Origin of the sequence: Umezawaea beigongshangensis, assembly GCF_016464305.1 — a bacterium.
Lineage (GTDB): Bacteria > Actinomycetota > Actinomycetes > Mycobacteriales > Pseudonocardiaceae > Umezawaea_A > Umezawaea_A beigongshangensis.
This window is the reverse complement of the sequence record NZ_JAEIOJ010000002.1, coordinates 550,857-566,300: the sequence shown is the minus strand read 5'-3', so window position 1 is coordinate 566,300 and position 15,444 is coordinate 550,857. Positions and strand designations below refer to the sequence as shown.

Here is a 15,444-nt window from a genome sequence, read left to right as displayed (position 1 = left end):
GACGCGCCGTGACGGCGCGTCGGGTGGCGGAAGGAGCGGGACCGGTGGGAGATCGTGTGCGCAGATCGGTGGGCGGAGCGGCGCTGACGGCGGCGCTGGCGCTGGGGACGGCGCTGTCGGGAGTCGCGGGCACCGCCGTCGCGCAGCCGGAGACGGCGGGCTTCCACGCGGCGCCCGCGCAGTGGGAGACGTGCGCGGCCGACGTGCTCGCCGAGATCCCCGCGGCTTCGCGCGAGGTGGTGAGCTGCGCCACCTACGCCGTGCCGGTGGACCACGACCGTCCGCGCGGCGCGACCGTGGGCATCCGGATGATGAAGCGCCCCGCGCTCGACCAGGCGAGGAAGATCGGCTCGCTGTTCGTCAACCCCGGCGGGCCCGGCGGCGCGGGGCTCGTCTACGCCGCCCACGGCGCCTCGTTCTTCCAGCAGGACGTCCTCGACCGGTTCGACCTCATCGGCTTCGACCCGCGCGGTGTCGGCCGCAGCGACCCGCTGCGCTGCTTCGCCACGAACGAGGAGGCGAACGAGGTCTACTCGCGCATGTCCTCCGCGCCGATCACGCGGACCGAGATCCGCGACACGGTGGACGCCACCCGCGACTACACCGACGCGTGCGCCCGCACCGCCGGTCCGCTGCTGGACCACATGTCCACCGAGGACGTGGCCCGCGACCTGGACCTCCTGCGCCGGGGCGTCGGTGATCAGGAGCTGACCTACGTCGGCTTCTCCTACGGCACCCTGCTCGGCGCGACCTACGCGAACCTGTTCCCGCAGCGGTCCCGCGCGATCGTGCTGGACGGCAACGTCGACCCGGCGCTGCGCACCACCAACGGCACCGAGTACGACCGGCAGCGCGCGCAGGGCTTCGAGATCGCCCTCGACGCGTTCCTGAAGCGCTGCGACGCGGTGGCCGAGAAGTGCGCGTTCTCCGAGGGCGACCCGCGCGCGAAGTTCGACCAGCTCCGCGAGCACCTGCGCACCACCCCGGTGACCCTGCCGGACGGCCAGGTCGTGACGTTCGCCGCGTTCGTCGGCCAGGTGTCGAGCAACCTGTACTCGCCGTCGTCGTTCAGCGTCCTCGCCGCGCGCCTGCAGAGCGCGTACGACACGGCGTTCCCGTCGGTCTCGGCCGCGGCGGCCCCCGCGGCCCCCGACGTGCCGCTGCTGAACAACCGGCACGGCCTGGCCGACGTGCGGGTGGGCGTGGTCGACGCCCCCTACGACAGCGACGACTCCTACTTCGGCGTCAACTGCACGGACAAGCCGTTCCTGCGCGCCCCCGGGCTGTTCCCGATCATCGCGAACGTCTGGGAGCGCGAGTCGCCGACCTTCGCCCGCCAGCAGGCGGCGTCGGACCTGCTGACGTGCGCGACGTGGCCGGTGCGGCACCCGGACCGCTACTCCGGGCCGTGGAACCGCCGGACGCCGAACCCGGTGGTCGTGGTCGGCAACTACTACGACCCCGCCACCCGGCACGACTTCTCGAAGCGCATGACGAAGCAGCTGGGCAACGCCCGCCTGCTCAGCGTCGACTCCTTCGGCCACTGCATCCTGGGCGACAGCGAGGGCGTCGACACGGCCGTGACGGACTACCTGGTGAACCTGACGGCCCCGGCCGACGGCCAGGTCTTCCAGCCCGACGCCCAACCCTTCGCCTGACCCGCGAGTGGAGCGTTCGGACACCGCGAGTGGAGCGTTCGAGCACCACGAGTGGAGCGTTCGAACACCGCCTCCCGCGCGTCAGCGCGTGCGGGAGGCGGTGCGGCGGGCCCGCAGCCGGACCACGACGAACACCGTGACCGCCACGACCACCAGACCGATCACGAGCTTCTGGAACACGTCGGCGTAGTCGCCGATCCGGTGCCAGTTCTCCCCGAGCGCGTACCCGGCTCCGACGAACACCGAGTTCCAGATCAGGCTGCCCAGCGTGGTCAGCGTCAGGAACGTCCAGAACGGCATCCGCTCGATCCCGGCCGGCAGCGAGATCAGGCTGCGGAAGATCGGCACCATCCGGCCGAAGAACACCGCCTTCGTGCCGTGCCGGGCGAACCAGCGCTCGGTGCGGTCGAAGTCGGCCGCTTCGACGAGCGGGATGCGCGCCAGCAGCCCCCTGGTCCGCTCGCGGCCCAGCAGCGCCCCGAGCAGGTAGACCACGATCGCGCCGAGCACCGAGCCCAGCGTGGTCCAGGCCAGGGCGCCCACGAGGGTGAAGGTCCCCCGGCTGGCGGAGAACCCGGCCAGGGGCAGCACGAGTTCGCTGGGGATCGGCGGGAAGAGGTTGTCCAGACCCACGATCAGGGCGGCGCCGGGGCCGCCGAGCGAGTCCATCAGTCCGACGGCCCAGCCGGCGAGCCCTCCCAGGGGTTCGGCGGTGTCGGTCGGTGCGGTGAGCGTCGTCATGCCCGGAACGCTAGGAATTCGCGCTGGTCGGAACCATGCGGTTCACCGCCGTCCGCGCGCGGACCTTCCGCACCCGAACGCTGCGGAAAACCGCAGTACACCCCCGCGGGGCCCTCGATAACCTGCTCTCGTGCCTGCTTCCGACGTGTTCCGGCGAGCCGTGCGCGTGACGGTGGGAGTGGTGTTCGGCGGTGTGACCGCGTTCGCCGAGCTGGCCTTCGTCCTGTGCACCGGCCCCGCGCTGGCCGTTCCCGCGGCGCGGCCGAGGATCTACGCGTGGGCGCTGCGGTTGGTCGAGCTGGAGCGCCGCAGACTGGCGGACCACTTCGACGCGACCGTCCCCGGCGGCTCGTCGGGACCGCGCGCCTGGCGCTACCTGGCCGTCCGGCTGGTGGTCGGCTGCCTCGGTCAGGGCGTCGTGACGTTCGTCGGGCTGGGTGCGGCGTCGGCTGCGATCATGGTGTGGCAACTGGTGTCGGGGCAGCCGCTCGGGGGAGGTGCCGGCGTCGACGACTGGTCGGAGCGGATCACGTTCGTGCTGGTCGGCGTGGTTCTGGTCTTCCTCTCGGTGCAGGGGGTGATCGGGGTGGTGACCGCGGAACGGGCCGTGGCCGCGCGGTTCCTCGGCCCCGACGGCCGGGAGCTGCTGCGCCGACGGGTCTCCGAGCTGGCGGTCAGCCGCGCCGAGGTGGTCGAGGCGGTGAACGACGAGCGCCGCCGCATCGAGCGCGACCTGCACGACGGGGTGCAGCAGCGGCTGGTCGCGCTGGGGATGCTGCTCGGCCGCGCGCGCCGCTCGACGGAACGGGCGCACGCCGACGACCTGCTGCGCCAGGCCCACGAGGAGTCGCAGCGCGTGCTGGCCGACCTGCGCGACGTCACCTGGCGCGTCTATCCGACCGCCCTGGACGAGGCGGGGCTGCACACCGCGCTGGAGGCGCTCGCCGAACGTTCCGGCGTGCCGGTGCGGCTGCGCTGCGAGCTGTCCGGACGGCTGACCGCGGCGGTCGAGACCGCCGCGTACTTCGTGGTGTCCGAAGCCGTCACCAACGCGATCAAGCACTCGGGGGCCACCGGGATCGGCATCGACGTGGAGCGGGTGGGGGAGACCGTGGTGGTGCGCGTCGCCGACGACGGTTCCGGCGGAGCCGACCCGAGCGGTGGCGGGCTGTCCGGTCTGGCGCGCAGGGTGGCCGCGGTGGACGGGCTGTTCACGCTGGACAGCCCGCCCGGCGGCCCGACGACGGTGGTCGCGGAGCTGCCGTGCGGGTGATCCTGGCCGAGGACTCGATCCTGCTGCGCGAGGGACTGGTCCGGTTGCTGGTCGAGGAGGGGCACGACGTCGTCGCCGCGGTGGGGAACGCCACCGAGCTGGTGGCCGCCGTCGAGACGCACCCGCCGGACGTGGTGGTCACCGACGTCCGGATGCCGCCGACGCACACCGACGAGGGACTGCGCGCGGCACTGGAGGTCCGCCGCCGGTGGCCCGCGATCGGCGTGCTCGTGCTGTCGCAGTACGTGGAGAAGCGCTACGCCACCGAACTCGTCACCGGTGACGGTGGCCGGGTCGGCTACCTGCTCAAAGACCGGGTGGCGCAGGTCGGGGACTTCCTGGACGCCCTGGACCGCGTCGGTGCGGGCGGCGCCGCGTTCGACCCCGAGGTGGTCCGGCGGCTGCTGGCCCGCACCACCCACCTCGACCCGCTGACGCGGCTGACCCCGCGCGAGCGCGACGTGCTGGAGAAGATGGCCGAGGGCCACACCAACGCGAGCATCGCGAGCGCGCTGCACGTGTCGGCCAGCGCCGTGGAGAAGCACGTGAACTCGATCTTCGACAAGCTGGAGCTGCACCGCACGGCGGGCTACAGCCGCCGCGTGCTGGCGATCCTCCGCCACCTGGGCACCTGAGACGAGCGTTCAGGCTCCCTCGGCGGAGAGTCCGGACCTGCCCCGCGAACCGGACCGACGGTGCGCCACCAGCGCCACCGCGGCACCCGCCAGCAGCACCAGCGACGGCGTGATCAGGCCGGGCACGACGGGCGGACCCGACGACGAGACGGCGCGCGCAGACGGCTCCAGACCACCGTCCACGGCGGTCACCAGGAACAGTCCGGCCGTCGTGAGCACGAGCGCCGAACGTCGTCGCCACGCCCACGCCACGAGTGCGAGCGCCACGGCGGTGGCGATCACCACCGCGTCCGGCACCGTCACGGGGGGCAGCGCCGTCGCGGTGGACGACGAGTAGGGGCCGAAGCTCCACGTCTCCGTCAGCGGCGACTCGTACGCCCTGGAACCCGTCCAGGAGCCGGGCACACCGACGTCGAACGTCGCCGTCAGCTCGGACTCGTACGCGCTGGAACCGGTCACGAAGCCGGGGGCCGTGCCGACGTACACCCTCACCGGCTCGTCCACCGGCTGCGGGTTCACCAGCAGGGTCGGCAGGCTCAGCACCAGCAGGACGACGCCGGCGGCGTACAGCGGCGCCCACGGCCGGGACAGCAGCGCGCGCCGCCACACCACCAGCGGCACCGCCAGCACCGACACCGCGACCGGCGTCACCACGTCACCCGCCAGTTCGGCCGCGAGCGCCGTCGCGGCCAGCCAGCACAGCACGACACCCGTCACCCGGACCGCGCGCCGCGACGCGCCGATCCAGAACACCGCGCCGAGCGCGCCGAGGGCCAGCGCGGAGGGGATCACCGTTCCGCTGCTTCGACGGTGTGGCGCAGCAGCAGCGCCGTCGTGACCGGGCCGACGCCGCCGGGCACCGGGGTCAGTCCACTCGCGACGGACGCCACCTCCGGTGCGACGTCGCCCGCGAGACCGCCGTCCTCGGTGGGGTTCGTGCCCACGTCCACGACGACCGCGCCGGGGCGCACGTGCTCCGGCGTGATCAGTCCGGCGCGGCCGACCGCCGCCACGAGCACGTCGGCCGTCCTCGTCACGGCGGCCAGGTCGGTCGTGCGGGAGTGGGCGACGGTCACCGTCGCGTTCCGGTCGAGCAGCAGGTGCAGCGCGGGCTTGCCGACCACGGTCGAGCGCCCCACGACGACGGCGTGCCGCCCGGCCAGGGCGACGTCGTGGTGCTCCAGGAGCGTCACGACCGCCTCGGCGGTGGCGGGGGCGAACGCGGGCAGGCCCGCCGCGAGGCGGCCCAGCGACAGCGGGTTCGCGCCGTCCACGTCCTTGTGCGGCGGGATCTCCGCCGTCAGGTCCTCCAGCGCCACGCCCGCGGGCAGCGGGGTCTGGAGCACCACGCCGTGCACGGCGTCGTCCCCGGCCGGTCCGCGCAGCGCCGCGGCGATGTCCCGCGCGCTCGCCCCCGCGCCGAGGTCGACCACGTCGCAGGCGATGCCGACCTTCGCCGCCGCCGTGGCGATGGAGCGCACGTACCACGCGCTGCCCCCGTCGTCGGTCGCCGTCACGACCGCCAGCCGCGGGTGCGCGACGGCCGCGCGGGCGGTGACGTCGGCGCGGATCGCCGCCGCGAGTTCCCTGCCGGACAGCTCGCTCATCGGGCGATCTCCTCGCGCACGGCGGCGGTGACCCGCTCGGCCCCGGCCACGACGTCGTCCACGCTCGCCACGTCGGCGGTCAGCGACGTCCGCACCGCCTCGTCGGTGATCCCGCGGAGGTTGACCTCGACGTTGATCCGGGCCGTGGTGGCCGCCGCTCGCGCCGCCTCGGTCGCCGCGGCGACGTCGGTGATCACGGTGCGGTTGGCCACCGGCAGCAGTTCCGCGGCGAGCGCCACGAGCCGCCGCGCCTCCCGCACGACCCGCGCGGGCGGTTCCGCCGCGCCGACGAGCGCGTCGGCGATCGCCCGCGAGCGCGCCGCCCTCTCCTCGTCGGACGCCTTCGGCAGCCGGTAGGCGTCGGTGACGGCGGTGAACGCCGCCGCGTCCTCCTCCGCGAGCCCGAGCGCGCGGTCGCGCGCCGCGTCGGCGTCGTCGCGGACCCGGTCGATCAGGCCGGCGTGCTCGGCGTGCTTCGGGCCGTCGCTGTAGCGGGCGACCATGCCGAGCAGCGCCGCGGCCTGCGCGGCGTGCAGGGCGGCGCTCGCACCGCCGCCCGGAGCGGGCGCGCGGCTGGCGAGCTGGTCGAGGAAGTCGGTGATCGTCTGATCGCGCACGGTGCCGACCCTATCGCTGCCGGTTCGGGCCGCGCGCGCACCACGAGCGGCCGAATCCCGGTTGACCGCCGGGAGAGGCTGACGGGGTGGAGCACAAGCAGGTGAGGGCCGATCACGACGCCCGCACCATCACCGTCTACCAGGCCTATTCCCCGGCCGTCGCCGAACCCGCCCTCGCGGCGGGCCGCCTCGTGCCGCCCTTCCGGCCCGACCGGATGACGTGGATCAAGCCGTCGTTCCTGTGGACGATGTACCGCTGCGGCTGGGCCGGGAAGCCGGACCAGGAGCGCGTCCTCGCCATCACCGTCACCCGCGAGGGGTTCGAGTCGGCCCTGCGGTCGGCGGTGCTCAGCAGCGAGCGGGCGGAGCGCAAGCCGGAGGTGCGCGTCCAGTGGGACCCGGAGCGCGACCTGCACCTGAACCCCCTGGCGCACCGGGCGATCCAGGTCGGGCTGGCGGGCTCGGCGTCCCACCGGTACGTGCGGGAGTGGACGGTGGGCCTGCGCGACGTCACGCACCTCGCGCACGCCGTGCACGGCCTCGTGCGACGGGGCCGGACGGCGGAGGCGAGCGCCCTGCTGCCGCCGGAGCGCCCCTACCCGCTCCCGCCGGACGTCGCGGAGCGCCTCGGCGCCACCGGCTGACGCGCGAGGGGCCGCCCACCCGGAGGTGGACGGCCCCTCGCGCGAGAGCGGGACCTAGCTGCGGACCATCTTGCGCAGCACGTACTGCATGATGCCGCCGTTGCGGTAGTAGTCCGCCTCACCGGGGGTGTCGATGCGGACGACCGCGTCGAACTCCACCGTCGAGCCGTCGGCCTTCGCCGCCGCCACGTGCACCGTGCCGGGGACGTCGCCGGAGTTCAGCGCGGTGATGCCGGTGAAGTCGAACGTCTCCGTGCCGTCCAGGCCCAGCGACGCCGCCGTGGAGCCCTCCGGGAACTGGAGCGGCAGCACGCCCATGCCGATCAGGTTCGAGCGGTGGATGCGCTCGAACGACTCGGCGATGACGGCGCGCACGCCCAGCAGCGACGTGCCCTTGGCCGCCCAGTCGCGCGACGAGCCGGAGCCGTACTCCTTGCCCGCGAGCACGACCAGCGGCACGCCGGCCTCGGCGTAGGCCACCGACGCGTCGTAGATCGTGGTCTGCTCGCCGTCCGCGAGGAAGTTGCGGGTGAAGCCGCCCTGCACGCCCTCGCCGCCGTTCTCGTCGGCGAGCAGCAGGTTGCGCAGGCGGATGTTGGCGAACGTGCCGCGGATCATGACCTCGTGGTTGCCGCGGCGCGAGCCGTAGCTGTTGAAGTCGCGACGCTCCACGCCGTGCTCGGTCAGGTACTTGCCCGCGGGCGAGTCCTGCTTGATGGCGCCGGCGGGGGAGATGTGGTCCGTGGTCACCGAGTCGCCCAGCAGCGCGAGCACGCGCGCGCCGCTGATCTCGGTCACCGGCTCCGGCTCCATCTCCATGCCCTCGAAGTACGGGGGCTTGCGCACGTAGGTGGAGTCGTCGGCCCACTCGAACGTCTTGCCGGTCGGCGTGGGCAGCGACTGCCAGCGCTGGTCACCGGCGAACACGTCGGCGTAGTCCTTGGTGAACATCTCCGAGGAGATGGCCGAGGACACGACCTCCTGGACCTCCTGCGGCGACGGCCAGATGTCGGCCAGGTAGACCGGCTCGCCGTTGGTGTCGGTGCCGATGGGCTCGGACACGATGTCCTTGTCCATCGAACCGGCGATGGCGTACGCCACGACCAGCGGCGGGCTGGCCAGGTAGTTCATCTTGATGTCCGGGTTGATCCGGCCCTCGAAGTTGCGGTTGCCCGACAGCACGGACACCGCGGCGAGGTCGTTCTCCTGGATGCCGGCGGAGATCTCGTCCTGCAGCGGGCCGGAGTTGCCGATGCACGTGGTGCAGCCGTAGCCGACCAGGTGGAAGCCCAGCTTCTCCAGGTACGGGGTCAGGCCGGCGCGCTCGTAGTAGTCCATGACGACCTTGGAGCCGGGCGCGAGGGTCGTCTTGACCCACGGCTTGCGCTCCAGGCCCCGCTCGACGGCCTTCTTGGCCAGCAGGGCGGCGCCGATCATGACCGACGGGTTCGAGGTGTTGGTGCACGAGGTGATCGCGGCGATCGCCACGGCGCCGTGGTCCAGCTCGAAGGTCTTGCCGTCCAGCGTCACCGAGATCGGGTTGCTGGGGCGGCCGTCGGCGCCCTCGGCGGCCGAGTGCACGACGCGCGGCGCGCTGTCGTCCTCGGACTTCGTGCCGACGGCGACGGGGTCGCTGGCCGGGAACGTCTCGTCGACGGCCTCGTCCACGCCGGACTTCGGGACCTCGGAGACCTTGCCGACGTAGGCGCTCAGGGCACCGCGGAAGGCGGGCTTGGACGCCACCAGCTCGATGCGGTCCTGCGGGCGCTTCGGGCCGGCGATCGACGGGACGACCGTCGACAGGTCCAGCTCCAGCGTCTCGGAGAACTGCGGCTCGACCGACGGGTCGTGCCAGAGGCCCTGCTCCTTGGCGTACGCCTCGACCAGCGCGAGCTGCTCGGCCGGGCGGCCGGTCAGCTTCAGGTAGTCGATCGTCTCGGAGTCGATCGGGAAGATCGCGCAGGTGGAGCCGAACTCGGGGCTCATGTTGCCGATGGTGGCGCGGTTGGCCAGCGGCACCGCGCCGACGCCCTCGCCGTAGAACTCGACGAACTTGCCGACGACGCCGTGCTTGCGCAGCATCTCGGTGATCGTCAGCACCAGGTCGGTGGCGGTCGCACCGGCGGGCAGCTCGCCGCTGAGCTTGAAGCCGACGACGCGCGGGATGAGCATCGACACCGGCTGGCCGAGCATCGCGGCCTCGGCCTCGATGCCGCCGACGCCCCAGCCCAGGACGCCGATGCCGTTGACCATCGTGGTGTGGCTGTCGGTGCCCACGAGGGTGTCCGGGTACGCCTGGCCGTTGCGGGTCATGACGACGCGCGCCAGGTGCTCGATGTTGACCTGGTGGACGATGCCGGTGCCGGGCGGGACGACCTTGAACTCGTCGAACGCCGTCTGACCCCAGCGCAGGAACTGGTAGCGCTCGCGGTTGCGCTCGTACTCCAGGTCGACGTTCTGCTCGAACGCGTCCGGGCGGCCGAAGACGTCGGCGATGACCGAGTGGTCGATGACCAGCTCGGCGGGAGCCAGCGGGTTGACCTTGGTGGGGTCGCCGCCGAGCTGCGTCACGGCCTCGCGCATGGTGGCGAGGTCGACGACGCAGGGGACGCCGGTGAAGTCCTGCATGACCACGCGCGCGGGGGTGAACTGGATCTCCGTCGCAGGGGTCGCGCTCGGGTCCCAGCCCGCGAGGGCGCGGACGTGGTCGGCGGTGATGTTCGCGCCGTCCTCGGTGCGCAGCAGGTTCTCCAGCAGGATCTTCAAGCTGTACGGAAGGCGCTCCGCACCGTCGACCGCGCTCAGGCGGAACACCTCGTACGAGGTGTCCCCGACCGTGAGCGAGCCGCGGGCGCCGAAGCTGTCCTTGCTCGCAGGTGCAGACACGTGCAACTCCATTGGTGACAGCGCAGGTGGTCAGTTGTGGGACTGGGGGCGAGTCTCGCGCATGTTCCACACCCGCGCAGACAGGCCCCGCCTGCCCTAAACAGTACGCGCGTCCTGTATTCGGCTTCAAGTGGGGTGGACGCGGATCACGGCACACTGGGACCGGTGATGCGACTGAATCGAGTCTGCAAGCGCTGGGGGCGCGGCCCGCTCGTCCTGCGCGACGTCGACCTGACCCTCGACCCGGCCGACCTGGTCGTGGTGCTGGGCGGCAACGGCTCGGGGAAGACCACCCTGCTGCGGGTGCTGGCCGGTCTCGCGTCGCCCACCTCCGGCACGGTCACCGGTCGTCCGGCGCACGTGGCCCTCGCCCCCGAGCGCTTCCCGGAGGGCGTGCGCGCCAGCACCCGCGACTACCTGCGCCACCTGGCCGCGGTGCGCGGCGTCCGGTCCGACCCGTCCCCGCTGCTGGAGCGGCTCGCCTTCACCGGCGAGGTCGACGCGCCGATCGCCCGGCTGTCCAAGGGCAACGCGCAGAAGGTCGCGCTCGTCCAGGCGCTCCAGGCGCCGCCGGGCCTGCTCGTCCTGGACGAGCCGTGGTCCGGGCTGGACGTCTCCGCCTCGGCCGTGCTGGGCGGGCTGCTCGGCGAGGCCCGCGCCGCCGGTGCGACCGTCGTGGTCACCGACCACGGCGGAGACGCCCTCGCCCTGCCGGGAGTCCGCCGCGTCCAGCTCGGCCGGGGCGCGGCGGCGAGCGGCGTGGAGATCGAACTGGCGCGGGCCGCCGCCCACCTCGACGCGCTGGCCGCCGCCGAGGGGGTGCGCGAGGCCGGTCCGCGCGGTGACGTGGTCCGGCTGGTGGTCGACGCCTCGGCCAGCGACGACGTGCTCGCGCGGGCGCTGCGGCTGGGCTGCTCGGTGGTCGCGGTGCGCGGGGGACGGCCGTGATCGCCCTGCTGCGCCTGCTCGGCGCCGACGTGCTGCGCTCGCAGCGCTACCTCGCCCCCGCGCTGCTGTACTGCGCGGTCCTGGGGATGCTCTACTCCGGCGACGCGGGCACGGTGCTCCCCGCCTACGCCGGGTCCTGCGCGCTGATCTTCCCCGTGGGGGCGTGGCTCGCCGTGGTGATCTCCACCGCCGAGGACCCCGTGCTGCGGACGATCACCGTCGTCACCGCGGGCGGCTGGGGCCGGGTGCTGGCCGCCGTCGCGACCCTGACCGCCGCCACCGTGCTGCTGTTCGCGATCGTCGCGACGGCGCTGCCGGTGCTCACCAACCCCCACCCGTACACGCTCGCCGACGTGCGCACCGGGCTCCTCGCGCACCTCGTGTGCGGGTTCTCCGGCGCGGCGGCGGGACTGCTGCTGTCGCGACCGCTGATCACCCGCACCGGCGTCACGCTGCTCGCGTGCACCGCGGTGGTCGTGGTGACGTTCCTGGCGGGCAGGTCCACGCCCGTCGGTCTCGCGCTGTGGATGCTCGGGCACCAGGACGTGTCCGTGCCGGCGCTGCTGGGCCTCCTGGCGCTCTCCGTCGCGCTGCTGGCCGTCGCCGTCGTCGCGGGCCGCGCCGTCGCGCTGCGGAGGTGACGGCCCCGGTGACCAGCACTCGCGCGATCACGCCCCCGGCGCGGAGTGCGAACCGTGCACCTCGCGCTGCCACAGGCGGTCGCACACGCCCTCCAGGCCGCGCGACAGGTGCCGCCGGTAGGTGCTGAACGGCAGACCGAGTCGCTCCGCCGCCACCTCCTGCGTCGCCGTGCCCTGGAAGAACGTCGCCGCCACCGCCCGGTGCTGCTTCACCGCCCGCGGATCGGCGTGCAGGTCGTCGACGGCCTCCACCAGCACGTCCCGCAGCGCGTCGGCCGCGTCGCCCTCCCGCTCGGCGACGAGCCTGCTGCGCAGCAGCGGGTTCACCGCGAACACCTCGGGCTGCTGCCACGCCCGCAGCGCGTCGCGCACCGCCGTGTCGAACTCCGGCCGCGACAGCACCGACAGCTCGGTCCGCCGCTGCGGCTGCGGCTGCCCACCGGAGAGGACCTGCCGGTCGACGTGCTCCAGCCACCGCGGCAGCGGCACGACGCGCCAGTCGTGCGCGAACAGCCCGAGCACGCGCTCCCCGACGACCGCCTCGCCGGGAATCAGCTCCATGTCGAAGCGCCGCATCATGTCCACGACCGTGTGCGCGTGCGCCACCGTCATGAACGACCACCCCATCCGCTCGGCGCGCAACAGGTTCGCGCTGGTCCGCAGCTCCACGACGTTCGCGCCCAGCGGCATCCCGTCGAAGTAGGAGTTCTTGACCGAGAAGCGCTGGACCGCGACGTGCTCGCCCTGCCGCAGCGGAGCGGTCGTCAGCACGTGGTCCCAGGCCAGCGCGGCCACCGGATCGGCGGCCAGTTCGTCCTCGCGGGGCTCGGTCAGCTCCAGCCACGCCATGAACGCGACCAGCTCGCGGGTGTCCGACCTCCGGTACACCCGGAACGCCCGCGGCTGCCGGTCCAGCCAGAACTCGACGACGGCCGCGGACTCCGCGCCCTCCGACGCGGCCAGCGCCAGCAGCGCCGCCCGGTCGTCCGGGGAGACGACGTCCTCGTAGACCTCGCCCTCACCGCGCCACTCCCAGTCGCGCGGATCGGCCCCGCCGTGGCGTTGCAGGTGCAGCACGGCCGCCGTCGCGGGCAGCACCGCCGAGCCGCTGGCGGTGCGGGCGCGCTCCGCCAGGTGGTCGTGGATGCGCCGGTGCATCTCCTCGTAGCCGCGCTGGTCGCGCCAGCGCAGGTCGGCGTCGAGCGCGTCGCGCACCACGTCGTGCGGGAACAGCCCGTGCGGCCCGGACTCGACGAACGGCAGGCCGCGCAGCCAGGCGAAGAGCTCCGCCGCGTCCTCGCCGGGCAGCGCGGCCCGCAGCAGCTCCTCGGTGGTCGTGCGGGTGTGCGCGCACACCTCCAGCGCGGTGCGGTGCGCCGCGGAGGGCACGTCGCCCACGAGGTGCGTCAGCAACGTCTGCACGACGTCGCGGGTCGGCGTCCACGTCGCCGCGGCACCCTCGTCCTGCACCGCGACCTCCGCCGCGAGACGCAGCGCGAGCGGGTGGCCACCGGTGAACCCGAGCAGCGGGTCGTGCAGCTGCGGACGGACCCCGCGCGCCCGCAGCAGCGCCACCGCGTCCTCCGGGGGCAGGTTCCGCAGCGCCACGACGCGCAGCACCTCGCCCCACCCGGCGTCGGCCCGCCACCTCGGGTCCGGCGGCCGGCGGCCGGCGAGCACCACGACCGCCCCGGCGGGCAGGCGGGGCAGGAACTGGTCCAGCAACCACATCTCCAGGCCCTGGCACCTCTCGAACGTGTCGATCAGGAGCACGGCGTTCTCGACCGCCAGCGCCTCGACCGCGTCGGCCTCGAACGCGGCGGGGGACGGGGGGAGCGTGCGGCAGTCGACCTCGACCACCGCGCGGCCCGCCTCGGCGGCCTCGTCGGCGAAGCGGCGCATCAGCGTGGACTTGCCGATGCCGCCCGGCCCGTGCAGGAACAGCACCGCGAACGCGCCCGAGCCGCCGTTCAGAGCAGCCCGGAAGAGCTCCAGCTCGGCCGAACGCCCGACGAAGTTCCGCTGCCGCGCGGCCCGCAGGCGCTGCTCCAAGCGGTTCGCCGAACGTGCGTCGCCCCGGTTCACGGAGACCGAGCCTAGACCCACGCGGGGTGGACGACGCCCGTCGTGGCGCGGGTGGCACGTTTCGCATTCCGTTCACGACGTCGAAACCCGGCGTCGGTCCCGGCGAAATAATCGTCGTTCAACGAGCGGTTAATTTCTCCTCGTCGAGGACGGCGGGCCGGGCGAATGTCGCGCCGGACGCTCGCGGGGATTATGTCGATCAAGGTCGTTCGTCTCCGGCGGACGGTCGGGCCGTGACCTCCGGGTGTGACCGGTTTGTCGAAGTCCTTGCCGGTCAGCGGGGGTATACGTATATTGCGGATCGTTCCTCCAGGCGATGGAACGGTGTGGTCCGAAAGCGGCTCGGTGATCCCCGAGTCGCTCCGCACCTCTTTTTTGCCATGGTTTCACCTGTTTGTCGTGGAAGGAAACGAAAGCATGGTCTCGCCCGAATCGGTGTCGCCAGGACCGCCCGTTCGCCCGACGGAGAAGGCCGTGCGGCTGCCGTCGTTGACCGGTCTGCGGTTCATCGCGGCGATGCTGGTCTTCCTCTTCCACATCACGGTGATGATGCCCTCGCCGATCCCGCCCAACGCGCTGATCACCCCGTTCGGTGGCGGCGGAGTCGGGCCGGACCTGTCCTGGCTGTTCAGCAGAGCGGGCTACGTCGGCGTCTCGTTCTTCTTCATCCTCAGCGGCTTCGTGCTGACCTGGTCGGCGCGCGACGGTGAGGCGGTCCGGCCGTTCTGGCGGCGGCGGATGCTGAAGATCTTCCCCAACCACGTGGTCATGTGGGCCGCGACGCTCCTGCTGTTCGCCTCGGCGGTCACCCCGTGGACCGCCTACCTGCCGAACCTGCTGCTGGTGCACGGGTTCTTCCCGCAGGTCGAGATCCACCGCAGCATCAACGTGCCGTCCTGGACGCTGTGCTGCGAACTGCTCTTCTACCTGCTGTTCCCCGTGCTGTTGCGCGGCGTCCGGCGGATCGCCGACCGTCGCCTGTGGACCTGGGCGGGCCTCGCGGTCCTCGGCATGGTCGCCCTCCAGCTCGTGAACCAGTACCTCGTCCCCGGTTCCAGGTCCAGCGGCGTGCCGCTCTCGGACCTCCAGTTCTGGTTCGGCTACGTCTTCCCGCCGTCGCGGCTGTTCGAGTTCGTGCTGGGCATCGTCCTGGCGAGGATCGTGGCGGTCGGCCGGTGGCCCTCGATCGGCGTGCTGCCCGCGGCGCTGCTGACCGTCGTCGGGTACGCCGTCGCGCTGCACGTGCCGGTGGTGTGGGGGTTCAACGTGGTCACCGCGATCCCGCTGGGCGTGCTGATCTGCGCCGCGGCCACGGCCGACGTCGAGGGGGCTCGCACCGCCCTGCGCGGCCGGACGATGCAGTGGCTCGGTGACGTCTCCTTCGGCTTCTACCTGTGCCAGGGCGTCGTGGTCATCTACGGGGGCTGGCTGCTGCGCGGCGCGCACGACGACGTCACGGCCGCTCTGATCTCGCTCGTGCTGCTCGTCGCGACGCTGGTCGTGGGCGCGCTCCTGTTCTTCTGCGTCGAGCGGCCGGTCATGCGCGGGTTCGCCGGCGGCGGGCGGACCCGGCGTCCCGCGCGGGTGACCGCCGAGACCACCGCGTAGCGGGCCGGGGGTCGCCGGTGCCCGTTCGCGGTGAACCGGTCCCGGCGACCCCCGGCGTGAAGTCGTACCGCAGGTCAAAAATGCCCGCGCTTGCCCTTTTC

The 15,444-nt window shown here is 73.1% G+C and carries 13 protein-coding genes; 7 read left to right on the top strand and 6 right to left on the bottom strand.

The features are described 5' to 3' along the window. Positions 1-44: 44 nt before the first annotated feature. Positions 45-1,658: an alpha/beta hydrolase gene (locus tag IMZ35_RS07130; RefSeq protein WP_307867835.1), complete on the top strand. Its 1,614-nt coding sequence runs from the start codon at positions 45-47 to the stop codon at positions 1,656-1,658. A gap of 81 nt (positions 1,659-1,739) precedes the next feature. Here the strand turns inward: IMZ35_RS07130 and IMZ35_RS07125 are convergent, their stop codons facing one another. Then, the gene (locus IMZ35_RS07125; protein WP_199440096.1) at positions 1,740-2,399 is read right to left on the bottom strand and encodes a DedA family protein; all 660 of its coding nucleotides are present in this window, start codon (positions 2,397-2,399) and stop codon (positions 1,740-1,742) included. Positions 2,400-2,529: 130 nt separating this feature from the next. On the opposite strand from IMZ35_RS07125, the gene IMZ35_RS07120 reads away from it, so the two are divergent. Both IMZ35_RS07120 and IMZ35_RS07115 read left to right on the top strand, forming a co-directional pair. Then, the gene (locus IMZ35_RS07120; RefSeq protein ID WP_307867834.1) at positions 2,530-3,672 is read left to right on the top strand and encodes a sensor histidine kinase; all 1,143 of its coding nucleotides are present in this window, start codon (positions 2,530-2,532) and stop codon (positions 3,670-3,672) included. Beyond that, complete coding sequence (locus tag IMZ35_RS07115) at positions 3,663-4,307, top strand: response regulator (protein WP_199440095.1); 645 nt, start codon at positions 3,663-3,665, stop codon at positions 4,305-4,307. The genes IMZ35_RS07120 and IMZ35_RS07115 overlap by 10 nt, the downstream gene beginning before the upstream one ends. A gap of 9 nt (positions 4,308-4,316) precedes the next feature. Here IMZ35_RS07115 and IMZ35_RS07110 read toward each other — a convergent pair whose 3' ends face one another. Genes IMZ35_RS07110 through IMZ35_RS07100 form a run of 3 tightly spaced genes read right to left on the bottom strand, consistent with a single transcriptional unit; the run spans position 4,317 to position 6,531 of the window. After that, the gene (locus IMZ35_RS07110) at positions 4,317-5,099 is read right to left on the bottom strand and encodes a hypothetical protein (RefSeq protein ID WP_199440094.1); all 783 of its coding nucleotides are present in this window, start codon (positions 5,097-5,099) and stop codon (positions 4,317-4,319) included. Next, complete coding sequence (locus tag IMZ35_RS07105) at positions 5,096-5,914, bottom strand: bifunctional 5,10-methylenetetrahydrofolate dehydrogenase/5,10-methenyltetrahydrofolate cyclohydrolase (protein WP_199440093.1); 819 nt, start codon at positions 5,912-5,914, stop codon at positions 5,096-5,098. Before IMZ35_RS07105 ends, IMZ35_RS07110 begins: the two co-directional genes overlap by 4 nt. Further along, complete coding sequence (locus IMZ35_RS07100; protein ID WP_199440092.1) at positions 5,911-6,531, bottom strand: cyclodeaminase/cyclohydrolase family protein; 621 nt, start codon at positions 6,529-6,531, stop codon at positions 5,911-5,913. The genes IMZ35_RS07105 and IMZ35_RS07100 overlap by 4 nt, the downstream gene beginning before the upstream one ends. A gap of 86 nt (positions 6,532-6,617) precedes the next feature. Here IMZ35_RS07100 and IMZ35_RS07095 point away from each other — a divergent pair, with 86 nt between their 5' ends. Next, positions 6,618-7,175, top strand: coding sequence for a DUF4291 domain-containing protein (locus IMZ35_RS07095; RefSeq protein ID WP_199440091.1), 558 nt, complete (start codon positions 6,618-6,620; stop codon positions 7,173-7,175). 54 nt (positions 7,176-7,229) lie between these two features. On the opposite strand, the gene acnA is transcribed toward IMZ35_RS07095, so the two are convergent. Beyond that, positions 7,230-10,061: an aconitate hydratase AcnA gene (gene acnA / locus IMZ35_RS07090; protein WP_307867833.1), complete on the bottom strand. Its 2,832-nt coding sequence runs from the start codon at positions 10,059-10,061 to the stop codon at positions 7,230-7,232. 168 nt (positions 10,062-10,229) lie between these two features. Between acnA and IMZ35_RS07085 the strand changes: the two genes are divergently transcribed. Together IMZ35_RS07085 and IMZ35_RS07080 are read left to right on the top strand one after the other, a co-directional pair. Continuing rightward, positions 10,230-11,009, top strand: coding sequence for an ABC transporter ATP-binding protein (locus IMZ35_RS07085; protein ID WP_229370864.1), 780 nt, complete (start codon positions 10,230-10,232; stop codon positions 11,007-11,009). Next, positions 11,006-11,650 (top strand): hypothetical protein, encoded by a 645-nt coding sequence (locus IMZ35_RS07080; RefSeq protein ID WP_199440089.1) that lies wholly within the window; start codon positions 11,006-11,008, stop codon positions 11,648-11,650. The genes IMZ35_RS07085 and IMZ35_RS07080 overlap by 4 nt, the downstream gene beginning before the upstream one ends. 27 nt (positions 11,651-11,677) lie before the next feature. On the opposite strand, the gene IMZ35_RS07075 is transcribed toward IMZ35_RS07080, so the two are convergent. After that, positions 11,678-13,735, bottom strand: coding sequence for an AAA family ATPase (locus IMZ35_RS07075; RefSeq protein WP_307867832.1), 2,058 nt, complete (start codon positions 13,733-13,735; stop codon positions 11,678-11,680). Positions 13,736-14,152: 417 nt separating this feature from the next. Here IMZ35_RS07075 and IMZ35_RS07070 point away from each other — a divergent pair, with 417 nt between their 5' ends. After that, on the top strand, positions 14,153-15,343 hold the full coding sequence (locus IMZ35_RS07070) for an acyltransferase family protein (RefSeq protein WP_199440087.1): 1,191 nt from the start codon (positions 14,153-14,155) through the stop codon (positions 15,341-15,343). Positions 15,344-15,444 lie beyond the last annotated feature (101 nt).

Coding starts and splice junctions, on each gene's coding strand:
- IMZ35_RS07125 (WP_199440096.1), bottom strand. CDS start 2,399: ATGACGACGCTCACCGCACCGACCGACACCGCCGAACCCCTGGGAGGG.
- IMZ35_RS07105 (WP_199440093.1), bottom strand. CDS start 5,914: ATGAGCGAGCTGTCCGGCAGGGAACTCGCGGCGGCGATCCGCGCCGAC.
- IMZ35_RS07070 (WP_199440087.1), top strand. CDS start 14,153: ATGGTCTCGCCCGAATCGGTGTCGCCAGGACCGCCCGTTCGCCCGACG.
- IMZ35_RS07085 (WP_229370864.1), top strand. CDS start 10,230: ATGCGACTGAATCGAGTCTGCAAGCGCTGGGGGCGCGGCCCGCTCGTC.